Annotated in this window: 18 protein-coding genes and 1 pseudogene; 14 read left to right on the top strand and 5 right to left on the bottom strand. The window is 39.9% G+C overall.

The features are described 5' to 3' along the window. The first annotated feature begins 47 nt into the window (after positions 1 to 47). Positions 48 to 971: a hypothetical protein gene (locus R8O10_RS22860; RefSeq protein ID WP_140134577.1), complete on the top strand. Its 924-nt coding sequence runs from the start codon at positions 48 to 50 to the stop codon at positions 969 to 971. 91 nt (positions 972 to 1062) lie between these two features. Here R8O10_RS22860 and R8O10_RS22855 read toward each other — a convergent pair whose 3' ends face one another. Beyond that, positions 1063 to 1509 carry a hypothetical protein gene (locus R8O10_RS22855; protein ID WP_140134578.1) on the bottom strand — a complete coding sequence of 149 codons (447 nt, stop codon included), beginning with the start codon at positions 1507 to 1509 and terminating at the stop codon, positions 1063 to 1065. A 103-nt stretch (positions 1510 to 1612) separates the two neighbouring features. Further along, a complete protein-coding gene (locus tag R8O10_RS22850) occupies positions 1613 to 2281 on the bottom strand; it encodes an N-6 DNA methylase (RefSeq protein ID WP_180766957.1) in 669 nt (222 codons plus the stop codon). 281 nt (positions 2282 to 2562) lie between these two features. Between R8O10_RS22850 and R8O10_RS22845 the strand changes: the two genes are divergently transcribed. Then, the gene (locus tag R8O10_RS22845) at positions 2563 to 2826 is read left to right on the top strand and encodes a hypothetical protein (RefSeq protein ID WP_140134582.1); all 264 of its coding nucleotides are present in this window, start codon (positions 2563 to 2565) and stop codon (positions 2824 to 2826) included. A 22-nt stretch (positions 2827 to 2848) separates the two neighbouring features. Next, positions 2849 to 3100, top strand: coding sequence for a hypothetical protein (locus R8O10_RS22840; RefSeq protein WP_140134584.1), 252 nt, complete (start codon positions 2849 to 2851; stop codon positions 3098 to 3100). Positions 3101 to 3451: 351 nt separating this feature from the next. Here R8O10_RS22840 and R8O10_RS22835 read toward each other — a convergent pair whose 3' ends face one another. Continuing rightward, a complete protein-coding gene (locus R8O10_RS22835; protein ID WP_225492075.1) occupies positions 3452 to 3721 on the bottom strand; it encodes a transposase in 270 nt (89 codons plus the stop codon). Between R8O10_RS22835 and R8O10_RS22830 the strand changes: the two are divergent. From R8O10_RS22830 to R8O10_RS22790, 9 genes and pseudogenes are all read left to right on the top strand, one after another. Beyond that, a pseudogene (locus R8O10_RS22830) lies at positions 3678 to 3803 on the top strand (hypothetical protein); the annotation flags it as partial. The gene R8O10_RS22835 and the pseudogene R8O10_RS22830 sit on opposite strands and share 44 nt — an antisense overlap. Before the next feature lie 506 nt (positions 3804 to 4309). Further along, a complete protein-coding gene (locus tag R8O10_RS22825) occupies positions 4310 to 5341 on the top strand; it encodes a nucleotidyltransferase (protein ID WP_213972037.1) in 1032 nt (343 codons plus the stop codon). Positions 5342 to 5343: 2 nt separating this feature from the next. Next, entirely contained in the window at positions 5344 to 7104 is a 1761-nt protein-coding gene (locus tag R8O10_RS22820) for a ThiF family adenylyltransferase (RefSeq protein WP_318129530.1), read from the top strand. Beyond that, on the top strand, positions 7097 to 7570 hold the full coding sequence (locus tag R8O10_RS22815; protein ID WP_213972035.1) for a Mov34/MPN/PAD-1 family protein: 474 nt from the start codon (positions 7097 to 7099) through the stop codon (positions 7568 to 7570). Before R8O10_RS22820 ends, R8O10_RS22815 begins: the two co-directional genes overlap by 8 nt. After that, complete coding sequence (locus R8O10_RS22810; protein WP_213972034.1) at positions 7570 to 8676, top strand: SAVED domain-containing protein; 1107 nt, start codon at positions 7570 to 7572, stop codon at positions 8674 to 8676. Before R8O10_RS22815 ends, R8O10_RS22810 begins: the two co-directional genes overlap by 1 nt. Before the next feature lie 230 nt (positions 8677 to 8906). After that, complete coding sequence (locus R8O10_RS22805) at positions 8907 to 9743, top strand: hypothetical protein (RefSeq protein ID WP_213971657.1); 837 nt, start codon at positions 8907 to 8909, stop codon at positions 9741 to 9743. 274 nt (positions 9744 to 10017) lie between these two features. Continuing rightward, positions 10018 to 10671 carry a phosphatidylinositol kinase gene (locus R8O10_RS22800; RefSeq protein WP_213972058.1) on the top strand — a complete coding sequence of 218 codons (654 nt, stop codon included), beginning with the start codon at positions 10018 to 10020 and terminating at the stop codon, positions 10669 to 10671. A gap of 402 nt (positions 10672 to 11073) precedes the next feature. Beyond that, positions 11074 to 11985 (top strand): endonuclease/exonuclease/phosphatase family protein, encoded by a 912-nt coding sequence (locus tag R8O10_RS22795; RefSeq protein WP_038220256.1) that lies wholly within the window; start codon positions 11074 to 11076, stop codon positions 11983 to 11985. 1 nt (position 11986) lies between these two features. Beyond that, entirely contained in the window at positions 11987 to 12487 is a 501-nt protein-coding gene (locus R8O10_RS22790) for a hypothetical protein (RefSeq protein ID WP_017045470.1), read from the top strand. A 290-nt stretch (positions 12488 to 12777) separates the two neighbouring features. Here the strand turns inward: R8O10_RS22790 and R8O10_RS22785 are convergent, their stop codons facing one another. Then, positions 12778 to 13359, bottom strand: a complete 582-nt coding sequence (locus R8O10_RS22785) for a DUF2913 family protein (protein ID WP_140134523.1) — start codon at positions 13357 to 13359, stop codon at positions 12778 to 12780. Between the two features lie 396 nt (positions 13360 to 13755). After that, positions 13756 to 14169, bottom strand: a complete 414-nt coding sequence (locus R8O10_RS22780; RefSeq protein ID WP_140134590.1) for a hypothetical protein — start codon at positions 14167 to 14169, stop codon at positions 13756 to 13758. A gap of 510 nt (positions 14170 to 14679) precedes the next feature. Here R8O10_RS22780 and R8O10_RS22775 point away from each other — a divergent pair. Both R8O10_RS22775 and R8O10_RS22770 read left to right on the top strand, forming a co-directional pair. Further along, the gene (locus R8O10_RS22775; protein WP_140134592.1) at positions 14680 to 15492 is read left to right on the top strand and encodes an ATP-binding protein; all 813 of its coding nucleotides are present in this window, start codon (positions 14680 to 14682) and stop codon (positions 15490 to 15492) included. Between the two features lie 127 nt (positions 15493 to 15619). Further along, the coding region (locus R8O10_RS22770; protein WP_206937370.1) for a transposase at positions 15620 to 15870 on the top strand (251 nt) is incomplete at its 3' end.

The following is a 15870-nucleotide window of genomic DNA, read 5'->3' as shown; positions in this document are numbered from 1 at the left end:
GTATGACATCGTCTAATTGCTCATCTAGAATAATAAGATATTAACCTATGAAACGCACATCCAAAATGACTGACCAAATAGAGAATGACCTACTTGATTCGAAGAAACAGGATCAAAAAAGTGACGCCGTCACCATACGAAAGCAGAGAAGTAAATTGTGGAGTGCGTTTTATGAAGATGAAAAGCAGTTTTATGCTTGGCTGTGTAAGAACGCAATAACTCTGCTCGATATCAACGCAAGTTCAGATATGTACGATGTTGAAGGTCAACCCGTTCCTTTTGGATATTCAATGCAGATTATGAAGGTTGGCATTCGTTACCGTCCACCGAGATTTATCAGAAAAATAATAACGTTTAGGGCGCTTGAGCTATTTGACGAATGCAAAGAGAGGCACAACGTTCTAACGGAACTTTATGATAAAGCGGTGTCTTTCATGAATGAGGATAGCAAAAAGCCACGATACCCTAATCGTTTCCCTGTGTTCTATGAGCGTGTGGCGCAAATAAACCACAGCCAAGACGATGCGTATAGTGCCAGGATTCTACCCGATGAAGGGCAATTTACCTTGTACTCTGGCAGTGTGGATGCGGAGTTGAATGAAGATGTCCATTCTGCATTTAAAGCTCATGGGTTTAATTCGGTTGAAACGACCTATGACAAATTTGGGGAACTAATGATTATTCGTGTTGCTATTGATGAGTTACGGCAGTATTTAGAGTGTTCCGATGATAGTCGCGTTCATGTAAGACATTTTACCGGCTCACAGTACACTTGCCGAATTAGCTTTGATAGCGGCGAAAGCAAGGCGGTCCGGTCTAAATTTGGTTTAATCGTGGTTCATCCTGATGATTGTCCTTCAATATATGCTACGCCGCCGAGAAAGAAACGGGCTGATAAACTTGAGTTGACCGCGAGACAGGTTGAGATGCCGGTTGATTTGGGGTTTCGAGTGTTCGTTACGGAGGGTTAGGTGCACTAATAAAAAAGGCGGGATTAGGGAATCTTATCAGATTGATGCCTGAGACAGCTCAAGGCACCATCGGGATTAGAGCCATCACAGATTAATACACAGGTGTTTTTATGAGGGATTTGGTCATTTCGAATGATATTTCTTCCATTGGAAGAAGGTCAGTTAGTGCCAACTCTTGTACATCCATCACCCTAACCCGTTTTATGTCCTTTATTCGGCGTTCGATTGTCCTAATATCAGCCTTGATATCAGCGACAGCATCATAGTTTTCAAGAAGCTTTGCTAATTCATAATCACACGTTCTCGTGGCGTGGTCGAAATGTAACAAAGCACACTCACATTGGCTTCTTTGCAGAAGTTCTATTTGAACGCATTTAATAGCGGCAGTCTTATTCGAGCAAAGAATCAGAACATACCCTTCGGCACCAAACCTCTCTAAATCGAGTGGTTGGCATGTTACAAGAACGCCAGATTGACCAAGGTTTTCGACGCAGATAGCAGCGTAGTTATAATGATTGTCCGGCATTATCCCTGTCATGCTGTTTTTCCGTTGTTTATGTATCTGATTCGACTGTATCTTACGTTCAACTATTTCCTAAATACACTTAACAAAGTTTAGCTATTTCACCTGTAGGGCAGGTTCAGCGTGTAAACAAATACCTTGTTCTCCCCTGACTTCTGCGAAGTACATCGATCTGATTTATGTCTATCTGGAAGGGTTCAGCTTTCTTACCGCTGACCAAAGAGAGGTACTTGATCTTGAATATGACCTGAATGCAGAACGCATGTAGAGCTGTAGAGCTGATGTCTTCTACCGTTAACTCAACATGTCCAAGAGGTTCATCTAGCTCAATGTTTTGGTAAAACACTTGCTCTAGCTTTTCCATGATGACCCCTGCCGAACCGCAGCATGGTTCGTATATTTTCAGGTTGCCAGGTTTAGAGAATGAAGCGTCTTTATGTGGTTTATCCTGGTCGCTTTGAAGTAATCTAGATATGAGATAACCGACTTCAGGAGGCGTAGGATAGTAGCCTTGGTGTTTCGCATCTCCTTTGCAGAATTCTGAAAGAATGAACGCCAGCGGATCACTTACACCACTGTACATAAGGTTAGCGAGGATGTGACTAAGTGGTTTTGCTACCTCAATAAACTCATCCTCTTGCACTTCGCGTTCCGTAGGTTGATACAGTCCAGTGCATTCATACGCCCACTGTGCCACAAACAATTGTACCGCCTTGCTCACATCATAACGGTAGCGCCACTTTTCAATTAAATCGAAAGCCTTCTTATATTCCGACTGGATCTTCATGCTAATGTCCATTTGTATGTAATAAGCTAATAACTTATTACATACAAATGATTTCCAAAGATCTTTGAGAGGAATATGGAGTTACACTCTTAGCGTACAATATTTTCCGAATCGTCGAGTGACCCCAATAAGTGCCATACTCGTTTCCCCTAAACTCCCATTGTGCTTATGGTATGCTAAACAACACGGTAAAAATCCGTGATGTGTGTTTTTTCTCGATACAAGGAAAATGCACATGCATAAATCAAATGCAAGCCAGCAATAGAGGGAAAATCGAAGCTATGGCTAAAAATACAATGATTGAGCAGCTTTGTACGGCTGGAAAAGTTTTAATTAGTTTGATGGCAGTTCGTGAGCCAATTGATAGCCGATTTCATATTGTTGTCACCACTGGCGTAAATGGCATCACAATAACGCTAAATGAAAATGAGTTTGAACTAACCAATCAACGCATTGAGTTTTTAAATGGCAGTGGGAACATCGCGCTAACAGAAAGCGAGTTTGAGACAGTTAGCGGCTGGTTTAACGCATACAACACTAAGTAACGGAAATTACGGGGAAATGAGCATGGCATTTAGAGAAGAAGTTGAAGTGTTGCTATTAACTGAATCTCATGTAGTTGAGCACATTAAAGGCGTTGAACTTGAGATTGTCAGCGACAAGCTTATATCTCACACAGAGACAGAGTTTAAAAATTTGCACACGCATAAACTTGAACTGTCTTTCGATGCAGCAGAGGCGCTTTACATCAAACTTGGTCAACGACTAAAAACAGCACAAGAAATGGTCGAAGACCATTCGGCAATCATCACCGAGTAATGAGGGAGTTTGGATGATTTGGAAAGCATGGCTGCAACTCGCAACAATAGGTCTGATGCTCTAGCACAACGCAAAAAATTCGCGGCATCATTGACGAAGCGGCAGAAATATCCAATGACGAACTAGCAGACGCAGCCGATGGATTGATTCAGACCTCGATAGATATGTCTAAATACCAGCCAGGGGAGTTTCCTGTAGTGCCTCTTTAAGCTGACCAAGAAAGCAATCAGGGTGTTCAAATTGGACACCCTGTTAGGGGGTTTGTGCCCATTTCAGCGAAAAGTTCAATGTAAGCTGCTAGCCCTTTATTTATAAGGGCTAGCAGATATAGCTTGTTTTTAAATACTTCTCTTAAGCCACCAGTTCGATCATGCTATCCTCTCTCCAAGGCTCTAAGTTCTCAAGCAGTTTCTCTAGAACAATATTTTCTTTCTGAATACTAAAGGTGTAATTACCAGCAAGTTGGATATGACGCCATGCGACTGGAGATAAACCCGCTATCAGATTCACCACGTCCTGATTACCTTCTTGCTCAAACTTCTCAATCAGATTGGATAGTAAGGCCGAGTTATAATAAATGATGCAGTCAGAACAAGCCCCAGAACTGATTAACGCAATCAACGCTCATGGTCTATTCATCGCTGAGATGAAAGAGTGGAATGCTAAATCGAATCAAGCTCATATTTTAGTCCATCCTGCTTAAATCTTTTCATTCTAAACCAAGTGGTCGCTCGCCTGATTTTCAGGAGCACTATCGATAGAATAAAGGCCCTCATTCTGTTGTGATATCACAACCTTTACTGTTTTCCTGAATTGATACTATTGAGCAAGTCTCGAAAGACAAAGATTGAAACTAACATTTGCCCCAAAGCAAGTTATAACCCCACAACCTCTTACTTCACCGAAGCGTTACTTGGCTTACTTTTCGTAATACCAGTTACTGTTTGCAGTCTCAGGGATGGTTAAATTTTAATACTATCCATGTTACTAGGAATTATGAGCTAGTTTATGGGGTTTGGTCAGCTAAGACTCATAAAACGCGGTGATCAGTGCTATGAGACTAAAACTGATTAATGCTGACTTAGTGAAAATGAATTTGGTTTAATATTGGTCATGGCTTTAATCGTTATTTAAACACTGTTATTGATAATCTAAGTTCATGCCCCAATTAATTATTTATGTTGATGCTAGCATTGGGAGCTAAATGAAATGGCAGTTCAAACTCACTTTATTAAATTTCACAATAAGATCAAGTTGACTAGGGAGAACTCGGATTACAAAGATGCGCGAGAAAAAGATTCAAGTATCATATCTCGACTAAGAACAGCGTTTTGTAGTGCAGGATATCCAATTATTGATGATTTCTTGCAGGGGTCCTTTTCGACAAATACAGCGATACATAGTCTAGACGGTGATTTTGACATTGATCGTGCGGTAGTTGTGGATTTTGATAACGCTCCCGATGATCCCGTAACTCTAAAAAGAAAGGTAAAGGAAGTTCTTGATAATAGAGGCTTTAGGAACGCAAAGATCAAAAAGCCATGCGTTACCGCTGACTACGCTAGCTTGAATCTTCATATTGATATACCTGTTTACGCGAAAAATGGAGAAAGTTATAAATTAGCATTAGGTAAAACCAACTCCGATGCAGCAAATAGGCAATGGTCAGACTCAGATCCTAAGGGATTGAGAAACTGGATCAATGATACGAGCAGTTACACAGTCTCTCCTAACGATACCCAGCAACAGTTTATTAGACTTGTGCGTTACATCAAACGATGGCGTGATCACAAATTTTCAGAAGATGTCCGCAGAAAAGTCTATTCAATCGGGCTTACGGTAATAATTAAGCAGTGTTTTCAACCTTGTTTTGATCAAGAGGGTAAGCCTGATGACCTCAGCGCGCTTAAAGGGACTGTAGATAGAATTTTAAGTAGTAGCTACTTCCATTTGGTAGGTGTGAGTAAATACAAAATATCTGTGATGCTTCCAGTTACACCAAGAATAGATATCTTCGCTAACAGTGGTTCTGACACTGGAACTCAACTTCAGAACAAGTTTGTAAACCTGCAAACTAAGTTGGGAGAGGTTCAAAAGGAAGTAGATGAACGTAAACAGTGTGAGATATTGAACAAACTGTTTGGTGCAGATTTTGAAGTTCCCGAGAACTCTAGCGGCTCTAAAAGCTGCTTAGCTGCTTTCTCCAGTGCAGGCGTGGTTGGAACCTCACAAGGGGCGTAAGAATGGATTCCGTGATAGAGCACCTAAGGTCTCTTGGCTACAACGTATCTCTGACTGCTGAGAAACATAGCATAGTTGTATCTTGTACAATTGCTGGAAAGAACTTTTCTCTAGCTCACAGAGTGAGCGAAGGTTCTAGTCACCCTCTGTCTTTACCCATCTTTTTTATCTTGAATGCTTCACAGCATATGCCGCTAGCTCATGTGATTTTGTTAGAGAATGATTTTGGGCTTGAAGGGGGCTCTGAACTAGGATTTATTTGTGTTGGAGACCATGAGTCACTGTCAATTAACTTTGATCGTCCAGAGCTAGTTTTTGAGGCCTCTTTAGAGCGACACATATCGATGTTAACTAAAGCCATCTGTTATCCAGCATGGAATCGAGAGGAGTTACTACGAGAGTTTAAAGCGAACTGGAGCAATGTAGCTCTAAATAAACAGTATGATTTGGTGTTGCCACCAAATTTGCAGTGTAGTCAGAGTCTTCAGTTCACTGTTAAAGCACCTATGCCAAAGAAAAATTTTGGAGTTGATTCACGTTATATTGGAGTTAGTGCTGAAGACAAACCGGGCAAATTTTCAACGCTAGTAACTAATTCTGCGCTGTCAGAAAAAAGAAACAAAGCTGGCGATGCTGTGATACTTCCTCTCAACACTTTAGATCCGGCTCCATATAAGCAAGATGGATTGATTGAATGGTATTTGAATACGTTAGAAGGTCTCGAGGGGGAAGTTTATTCCTTCTTTAAGGCAAAAGCCCAGTTTCGTAGAAACCAGTTCTGGTTAGTTTTTTGTGCGGATACACCTTCTGGTATTACTTGGTTTGGACTTCACTTTAAGAACAAGAAGAAAGGAAAACGTTCGTCACTTCCTATGAATCTCGATGCTTTTGAAGCATGGGAGATCCATGCTATATCGGTACTACCCTATAGCAGAGACTTTGTGGCACCGAGAGGTGGTGCAGCTTCCGGCTTAAAAGATAAAAAAGTGCTTCAAGTAGGCTGTGGTTCGGTTGGGGGGCAGTTGGTTAGACAACTAGCATCCTCTGGAGTCGGTCAAATTCATATTTGCGACCCTGACTCTTTCGAAATTGAGAATCTTTATCGACACTGCATTCCCGAATTCCTTACTGGTTATTCTAAAGTTCTCGCTATGAAGAGCCAGATCGAATCTCAATACCTGTGGTGTGATGTTGAGGCTTACTCGTCAAATCTAGTATCTCTTCATGACAAAGGGATACTAGAGTCTTATGACTTAATTGTTATCGCAATTGGTTCTCCAACACATGAAAGGTTCTTTAAGGATTATCTTGAGAAAGAAAACATCAAGGTATCAGTAATTTACACTTGGCTAGAGGGGTATGGAGTTGGAGGACATGCGATACTAGACTGTTTTGGTAAGAGTGGTTGCTTAAAATGTGCTTACATAGATTATTCTACTGGTGAGTACGGCCTTTCTTCGAATCTAAACTTTATTGAAGCGGGTCAGGAGTTGACAATAAACCACGCTGGTTGTGGTCAGAACTTTTTGCCATATAGTTCTAATTGTTCAACTCAAACTGCACTTGTCGCTTCGGACCTTGCAGTAAAGTTCCTTCTAGGAAGGTTGACTGAATCCTCTAAAGTAAGTTGGAAAGGAGACGACTTCGATGCTACTCAGGCAGGAGTAAAAACCACGTATAGATACAAGTCTTTTAGCAATTCTTTATCAGTAGAGTCGCTATGTGAGGAAATTTGTGATTGCGGGGGCATTTTGTGTGACTAAGTTACCCGATAGTACTCTATCCCTGCTCCTTTACGATGAAGTTGTTCTCAAATGGAAGGAACATCAACAACTTAAGAAGGATGACAGAGAAGCTTGTGGCGTGTTGATTGGTGGCTACGATACCAATAAATCACTTTACATTGTATCTGATATAACTACTCCACTTCCCGAAGATATAAGAAGCAGGACTGCTTTTAGAATGCTTGATAAAGGGCACCAAAAAGCGGTCGATAGTGCTTTTGAAAATAGTGGAGGAAAGAAAATATACCTTGGGACATGGCACACCCATCCAGAAGTTCATCCTGAACCATCATCTGTTGACATAGACGATTGGAAGAAGTGTATGAAGCGTAATGAAGGACGAAAGTTATTTTTTGTTATTGTAGGTCAAGAGAGCTTTCGGATATTTGTATACTCGGAAGTGGAGTCTGGTTTTAATTTGTTAATGACACGGAGCATTAAGTAGTGGAGTTCCTTAAAGATTTGGGGTACAGGTTATTGCATTGGGGTGATTTGCTGTTCAAATGGTACACTAGGCCCAGAAGCAAACTATTTACAATCGGCAAATTTCTAGTTGTGAGCGGGCTTAGCTCAATAGGTGTAACAGCTGCACTCAAGATAGCCCTTAAAACTCCAGATGGGTATGAGTTAACCGCGTCATTCACTGAAAATGACACAGGTACTTTCATACTCTTAATATCTAGTTGCTTCGTTATCATTGGTTTTTTACTCATCATGTATGACGCCTTGCAAACTGTCAAAGATAGTGGCAAAGCGAATGATATTCTCGTTGAGCACATTGCTTTGTTTAAACCACTAAGCTCATCTTTTTTGTCTACAGTGACGAAAGCTAAAGGAAAGGTACGATGTGCAAAGATAGATTTATCTGAACACTATAAAGATGGTGTTTTGTGTGATCCTTCAGAAGCAGTAAATGACACCCGAGTGATGCTCAAAAAAGCAGTTGCATCCCTATCAGATGCAACTGGAAACGAATCTGCCTCTATCCATTACGGTGGTACTCCTCCCGTCTGCCTCGGTTTTTACTCTGGCTTCTTCATCGGTAATACAACAAGTGTGACGTTATGGGATTACGATCGAGATTTGGAAGAATGGCATTGTTTGAATAGAAGCTTCGATAGTAATCAGCCAATTATAGATGAGTCTGACTACGAAGGAGCGCAAAATGATGAAGTATGTTTAATCTTTAGTATTTCTTTCGACATAGAAAAAGTTGCTCGAGAAACAACAAACACAAGTTCCATTGTCACAATAAGAATGCCTCAGATTGGTCACGATAATATGTCCAGCTTGTCCAAATTGACTAAGTTTAAAAAGGAGTTTAGGTTGCTTCTAAACAAGTTTAATCAGGATGGTATTGGGAGAATCCATATATATTGCGCAGCGCAATCCTCGTTTAACTTTGCTATGGGGCAACAGATAACTAGAAATCACCCTGAGTGTATTGTTTACGAATTTGTTAATGGTGCGACTCCTCCATACCCTTGGGGGCTTAAATTCAATAATAAAGGCTCTCCGGCACCAATAGTCGTGGAAAGTGCGGTTGCATGAGATTTTGACTACAAAACTGAAGCTGAGCCATACCTGAGCTAATTCATGATTTTCTAAATTAGTAGAATCACTGACTCGTTTGTGTCCAGAACCTTCACATTTGGCATGGATACTTCGTGTTATCACCTATTGTTTACGTAAAACCATATACATATCATTCGACTAATTATTGACCCTACTTTCATATTAGATGTATGGTCAGCAATGTTTCCTTTGATTGGATTAACTATATGAAAGAATGGAAAAAATGGCTAAAGGTAGCTGTGGTAATATTGACATGTGTATTGGCATCACACTGGTTTGTTACTACTAACCCGTTTAAATTTTCTCTTCAAGATGTCAGGGATGTACTCAAACAAGTATTTGTTTATTCATTTGCTGCTGGTGTAGCGATATTCGGTTATTGGTGGACTCAAAGAGAGCAAGACAGAAGGCATGATGATCAACTTTATGAAGCTCGTTGGAATAAAACATTAGATATCCAATTGGAAGCCTTAGAAAAGCTTTCAAGCGAACGTGTGGAGCTTTATGGCGAACTTAGGCAAGTTTCTAAGCTCTATCTATATCAGTTCATAAAAGACGATGAGTTTAGGGATTTGAAGCAGTATGATTTCGAGAAGCAGATTAGCTGGCAATCAAACCATACATCTTTTTATCTCAGCCATGATGATTTTTATCTTATGGACATTATTTTTGAAATGAGAGTAGCTATCGATGAGTTGGAATCTTATTGTGATCAAGTACTCCCACTTCCTAAAGATGCAAGTGAAAAGTTGGTGGAGCTTGTAGCGCTTTCGATAAGGCAACACTTCAATAAGATATTGAGATTAAGCCTAGTTTTAGATTGGGAGATAGGCTGTTTGATTGAGGGGAAGGTACGTGATAGGTATGACCTAGATCTAGATGATGACAATCAATGGGATAAGTACGATGACACTGAAACGTATCTTGAGTGGAAAGAGCAGGTATATAAGCAGCAGAGGGAATTAATAGGGCTTACAAATACTAATGTTATTCTTAATGAGAGAGACTATGCTGAACGTGATAGTCGTGAGGACAAAGTCTAACCAACGCATCCTCACTGAAAAAATGCGTACTAACTCGCCATGTTTACCTTACATATTATAATTTATCACTTACTAACTTAGAAAAAGCTCTGAAAAGGTTTTGTCCAACGGCTTGTTGACGGGGTAGAGCATCGTAACGCAGAACTGCCCCATAATGTGTTTCAATGAGACTAAGCCTCACTTTCTTAGGTCGAATTTGACTTCGTTTTTCTCAACCTAGTACAGTGTCTGGTTGGTAGCCACTTAGTAGGGCGTTAGGCTAATCAGAGTAGGTATGATGAAGTCAAAAAAAGTAATAATTAGCAGATTCCAGAAACGTTACAATACGTATTTGCAGCTTTTGTTAGATATCCGAGGAGAGTTGGGTTGGAGCTTTAGGGATTCAGATAAGTCAGAGATGTTTACTGTACCATTTATACTAACTTTGGCTGCTGCGTTAGAGTGTTCTTTAAATGACCACCTAATTGAACACTTTGATGATGAATTTGGTGACTCATCCAAACAGCTACTTCCTGGTTTGCTGTCTATGAATTTCAAGGGAAAGTTAATAAACATCGTTCCAACGCTGACTCAGTACAAATATAAACTGAACACTAACCATAAGGTGTACGCCTTATTAGTAGAATTGATCAAACTAAGGAATAGTTTGGTTCACAACAAGAGCGACTATGACGAAAAAGAAATTTCTATCCATAAAGATGAAAGTGGTCAAGTTCATGGTTTGAACTACGAAGAACTCAAGAGCTTTACGAAAGTAGAGCATGACTATAGTTTTGGCGTCAAAGCCGATGTTGGAGCGATACATGATGCTGTAGAGCAGTTTCATGAATTATTCCTAGAGTGCTATCGAGATAAAGCCTTCACGGGAAACGACTTAATTATTCCGTTGGTGGCAAATGACCAAATAAAATTAGTGTTTGCAGATTAGCCTAACAAGTCTTTAAGGTTTCAAGATACTTTTTCTAATTAGCTAGAAGCGGTTTAGAGTCATAAAGCTAACTCGTTTATGTCCAAAGGTGTGCTGACGGGGTATGTAACACGAAATTGCCCCATTTCGTGCCAGATATGTTACTCATTCACATACTGTTAATGCATATTTGCCCTACTAAAAATTATCCGAATGTAGTAAAACACGCAATATGTTAGGGGAATGAATATCTGAGTATCAACGCTTAACGACAAGTGGCTTCTCTCTTGAAATTGGGGAAGCCGTTCATATAGGCCCTCGATTATCCTGTTATGAGTGATGAGGAGCATATACTTAGCTGCGCATTATATGGTAACTTACGCGCTTATTGCCTCATGTTAAATCAATCAGTTAAATCGGACTATGCGATTACATTATTTGAAGTTTGGTTGGTGGAACGTATCACTAAGTCCTCCAAGAGCTAAGAGCAAAGGTAGTCCCGAAAACTATCAATCTATAAGTCGAATTTTAGAAGAGATTCTTATAAAACATGACCTGTCTCTGATAGGAGTATGTGAAGTCTCGTCGCATGATATGGACCAAATTCAAATCCACTTGCAGGGAACTCCCTATAAGGTTCTATCTTTGGATCACAAAGTGGGTAAAACGAGATTTGATGCTGCTGTCATATATGACCCTCAAAAAGTAAGTGTTTCTGACTCAGTGGACTTAGCGAGGTCTGAACGAGATCAGGTAATTAAATTAGGTCAGGCTCTTCAAGTTGTCGATTTAAAAGAAGGTGATAAGTTTAAGTTAATTCTGTGTCATTGGGCTAGCAGGATAAGTTCCAGCGGAGAGTCTAAACGAAAACTCGCTGCTCAAGGTTTATACGATGCTTTAAGGGATATGATGCGCGATGATGAGCACATCATTATTATGGGGGATTTCAACGCTAGTCCATATGATAGTGTGATGCTTGAAGAACTAAATGCTACGAGGTGTCATGAATCAGTTAGAAGACATCCGACGGCATTGTTTTACAATCCTTTCTGGCGAGCATTGCCATCAAAAGAAGTCTACAACTATACAATGAGAGATTCCCAATATTTTCCATCTGGCTCACATAGGTACCAAGACCCGCATGGTCAGTATTGGCATACTTTCGATCAAATATTGTTTTCAGGGAACTTTCTGGGCCAAAGTGAGTGGCATTTGAATGAGTCAACAACAAGAACGCTGTTTGATGAGCCTTTAGAATCTAGTATTCTAGATAAGACATCCATAATTGATCACTTACCAGTTGTATGTGAGATAGTTAAGCACCCACGAGGTTGATATGAGTTTTAATTTTAAAGAAAGCTTGGCCAAGGGGCAGGCTAGTGCATCTCTCGTAAAGAAAAATCAGAGGGAACTTGACGATCTCTACGAGGAGCTGACTAAGACGTTGAGTGAACACTTGGGGTTTGAAGTTAACTTGTACGATAGCCCTGAGTATAAAGGCGTGGACTCGAGCAACTCTATCGCAGCGTCTGTTGCACTATTTAATGCTTGGGCCACACCAGAAAGGGTTGCAACAGGATATACAATACTTTTGTTAGGAGCAAAAGATACAAGTGTTGATAAAGTGACTCTGTTTAAATATAAAGAAAGTGATGATGTTTATCCCGTCACAGTACTTATAAACAAAGACAAAATGCTCTGTTATAGTCAAGAAGAGTATGCAGCCGCAATAAGTAAAGTCCTTGAGAACTCAAGGCTTAATTTAGAGTTGATAGAGTTTAAATCTAAAGTAGAACAAGCATTGCAAGAAAGTTCGAAAGATTCTGGACCAGAATAACCTTTAGGTGACACCGAGGCATCCCGTCATGGGGTGACTCGGTGCTGGTTACTTGAAGCAGATAACACTTTAGGTTTAGTGGTTAAGGCGTTATGCGAAACCTATGTACAGCGTTGCTCACCGTAATAGGTCGTTATCCATACTTTTCCTAATATCTACCAGATCAAATAGAGCTAACTGACTAACTAATTTCTGTCCAAAAGCGTTTTCTTGATGCACTCCATTGACAATCAAGCCCGTATTGCCTCGTAGCGAAGTGTTATATAAGCGTTATCGTCGGTTGCTCTGTTTTAAGCAGGGTGTACTAAAATATGAGCCTGATGTATCTCTGCGTTCCACTCTTTCATTTCAGCAAGGAACAGGCCGTGATCGTTAATCGAATTAATTAGCTCCGGTGCGCGATCTAACTGGATAAGCATCGACAGTGGTGTTACTTGGTTGTGTTCTTGGTCAAAACCGTGCTCGACTTGCTCCTCTAACATGTAAAGAATACCAGGCTCCGCTTCGCCACCTTCTTCAAATAATCGTGACTCGATACCTTCTTCGTCATAAAGGTGTACGAGTAGGTTATAGAGCTTTTCAGCCCCGACGAGTTTCGTTTGATTCGATTGTGCGCAGAGTTGATGTAATCTCATTTCTAGGTTTCCGCCTTTTTTTCTCGCTACGCTGAGCATCAGTTTGATGTCTTTTTTGATATTCGATAAGGACTTATCGTTGAGCTTTGGCTTGAGGTATTTTATCAAAATTTCATTGCGCGTTGTGACTGGAACAAAACGGGGTGATCCTGATACTTTACACAACAAATGGAGCAAGGCGTGGGTAATAACGTCATGTAGATTGTGGTAGTAGTCAAAGTCTCGTTTGATTTGCATAGCCAAGATAATTTTGTGGTTTGATTGTTAGGATATGGGGACTCGTTGTTATTTATCAATCACAATACTGACTCAGGAAGAAATTTTCCTTATTTCTCGTTATTAATGAATTTCTAATATTCGATTTTCCGAAAATGATAATTGTCCAGAGACGTGCTAGAGCTGTAAGGTAATAGCTGTGCTTCCCACATAAAAAGTTCGCTACTTTAATGTGAAAATTAAGATCTTTCCCAACCAGCCCTCCTCCAAAGCCCTTATAAATAAAGGGCTAACGGCTTACATTGGACTTTTCGCTGAAATGGGCGCAAAACCCCTGTTATTATCCATTGCCCCGTTAATACTAAGATAAACTCAAACCAAAATGCCCAGTGTTGATAATCACTATCGCACAATTTATTAGTTAACTTTATCTAAGAACAAGTCAGGCACGAGTGCACGAGGAACCTTCACTTCTCCTACGCTTTGCCCATCAGCCAGTTTTACTTGTTCACTTTCATGCGTCAAAGCAAACAAAGCAAACTGGATGACAACTAAGGAAAATATGAAATGGCAAGCTACATATGAAAGAAGCGACTTACGCCTTGAAACAAAGGATTTGAACAAAATTACGTAGTTTATAACCATCAAATATATTGCGCATAAACAAAAAACCACGCCTATAAACGAGTACAAATACTTTACGACTGTTATCGTGGATGATTCATACAAATTCACCACACCCGCATAGAACAAAACACCGCAGTATAGAAAGTTTCGAATCCCATCAAAAACTTCTTTGACACTATCTTTATCATCGTACCACTTTGACACCTGATTACTCCCTAAAAGCTATTTCTTTTCACCTTTTGAGCTAGCAAGGTAACATTTTGGCTGCAGCCGGTCATATTGTTTCGCTCGAACGCTGGAAATGATGATTATGGACATTGTTCAACAGGAACAATGGTAACTGCCTTGTTTTCGGGTTGCTTTAAGCTAAACTGTCAAACACAGCAATCAGTTATTTACCTATTAATTATCAATAACTTATATCAAAACACACTTCAAAAACGTGAAAACCAAATCTGTAAAACTGTTTAGTATTTAAGATTTATTATAAATCTGAGGCTTTTCACGCGTAGTTAGTAAAATAACATAGAAAATATCACGTGTTACAGCGTCACATAACATTTAAACTAGCACGTTTGGTGACAGCGTAACTACATGCACGCTCATTATTTAAACGAAATGTATTGTATATGAGTATGAGTATCAATATCATCATAACGCTCCTTGGTTATTCACACTCATTGATATATCTGTCAGACAAATAGTTTCCAAACCATGTTTAAAAATATAAACACGCTAGTATTAAAGTTAATTATCTGCGGTTCTTTCATGCTTCCATCTGTGATGTTTATGTTCTATAAAGTTTCGTTTGGAACACTAACCATCTTATTTGTATGGTTATCTTTGATTGGATATTTTGGCTTTAAAGCATTTGAAAATCATATAATTAACAGAACACTAAAAAGTGTCCATGTGCAAGTAAACGCAATGAACCATACGATTAATGAGGCAATTATTTCTTCTTCTAAGAAGAATGAGAAAATAAATTTAGCTGATTCCTTATCTATAAAAGAATCACTATATTCTATTGCCTCAATCAGTCCCTTCAATAATAGCCCTTCCATGATTTACCATAGTGTAGAACCATTGTTATCGGTTACATTAAATGAATACGGTACTCTGGCAAATCATTACGGCATTAAGTTCGATTACGACTTCTCCGCAGACTCAAAGATTCGGGTAATAAAGCTATGCCCAAGCACTCTAAACAAGGTATTGAGTATTGTCCTTTCAAACGCCATTAGCGTGTCAGGAAAAGGAGATCGAATAAGAGTGATGACAAGACTATCTCAATCCCACTACTCAGTTATTGTTGTGGACGATAGTTCAGGGATAACCCCCAAAACGCTTACAAAGATAGAAAATAGAGAAACGCTATCTTGCGGAAGGAGAGTCGATATTCATAATCGAATCCATTATGGATTGGGACTGATATCTCTTAAAAGGCTGGCTAATGGAAGGGATATATCTATTCATTCAGACCTAGTAGACTCAAAGCACTGTGTAGTTATTAACATAAAGAGATGAATTTCAGCTATTGGAAAATCCAGATGCTCTAGTTTTTGAACTAATGAACGGAAATATAAATAAGAGCCTATCCCAAAAGGAATTATCGTATAATATAATGAATAACGATAATTTCTGAGGGCAACGTATGGCAGGCAACAAGTGGCAAATCAGTGATGAACTCTGGGAGAAAATGGCTCCTCTCATCCCGGAGCATAAAACTCACCATCCTCTGGGTACGCACCGCAAGCGGGTTGATAATCGCGCTGCAATGAACGCCATCTTCTTCGTACTCAGGACGGGTTGCCAGTGGAATGCGCTGAATGCCACCGGTATATGCTCGTCAAGCTCTGCTCATCGCCGATTTCAGGAGTGGCGGGATGCTGGCGTATTTGAACG

Source organism: Vibrio sp. 1727, assembly GCF_033344415.1.
GTDB classification, from domain to species: domain Bacteria; phylum Pseudomonadota; class Gammaproteobacteria; order Enterobacterales; family Vibrionaceae; genus Vibrio; species Vibrio alginolyticus.
This window is presented reverse-complemented; position numbering and strand designations above follow the sequence as displayed.

Coding starts and splice junctions, on each gene's coding strand:
- R8O10_RS22820 (WP_318129530.1), top strand. CDS start 5,344: ATGGATTCCGTGATAGAGCACCTAAGGTCTCTTGGCTACAACGTATCT.
- R8O10_RS22795 (WP_038220256.1), top strand. CDS start 11,074: ATGCGATTACATTATTTGAAGTTTGGTTGGTGGAACGTATCACTAAGT.
- R8O10_RS22850 (WP_180766957.1), bottom strand. CDS start 2,281: ATGAAGATCCAGTCGGAATATAAGAAGGCTTTCGATTTAATTGAAAAG.
- R8O10_RS22845 (WP_140134582.1), top strand. CDS start 2,563: ATGGCTAAAAATACAATGATTGAGCAGCTTTGTACGGCTGGAAAAGTT.
- R8O10_RS22855 (WP_140134578.1), bottom strand. CDS start 1,509: ATGACAGGGATAATGCCGGACAATCATTATAACTACGCTGCTATCTGC.
- R8O10_RS22805 (WP_213971657.1), top strand. CDS start 8,907: ATGAAAGAATGGAAAAAATGGCTAAAGGTAGCTGTGGTAATATTGACA.
- R8O10_RS22825 (WP_213972037.1), top strand. CDS start 4,310: ATGGCAGTTCAAACTCACTTTATTAAATTTCACAATAAGATCAAGTTG.
- R8O10_RS22800 (WP_213972058.1), top strand. CDS start 10,018: ATGATGAAGTCAAAAAAAGTAATAATTAGCAGATTCCAGAAACGTTAC.
- R8O10_RS22790 (WP_017045470.1), top strand. CDS start 11,987: ATGAGTTTTAATTTTAAAGAAAGCTTGGCCAAGGGGCAGGCTAGTGCA.
- R8O10_RS22840 (WP_140134584.1), top strand. CDS start 2,849: ATGGCATTTAGAGAAGAAGTTGAAGTGTTGCTATTAACTGAATCTCAT.
- R8O10_RS22775 (WP_140134592.1), top strand. CDS start 14,680: ATGTTTAAAAATATAAACACGCTAGTATTAAAGTTAATTATCTGCGGT.
- R8O10_RS22785 (WP_140134523.1), bottom strand. CDS start 13,359: ATGCAAATCAAACGAGACTTTGACTACTACCACAATCTACATGACGTT.
- R8O10_RS22860 (WP_140134577.1), top strand. CDS start 48: ATGAAACGCACATCCAAAATGACTGACCAAATAGAGAATGACCTACTT.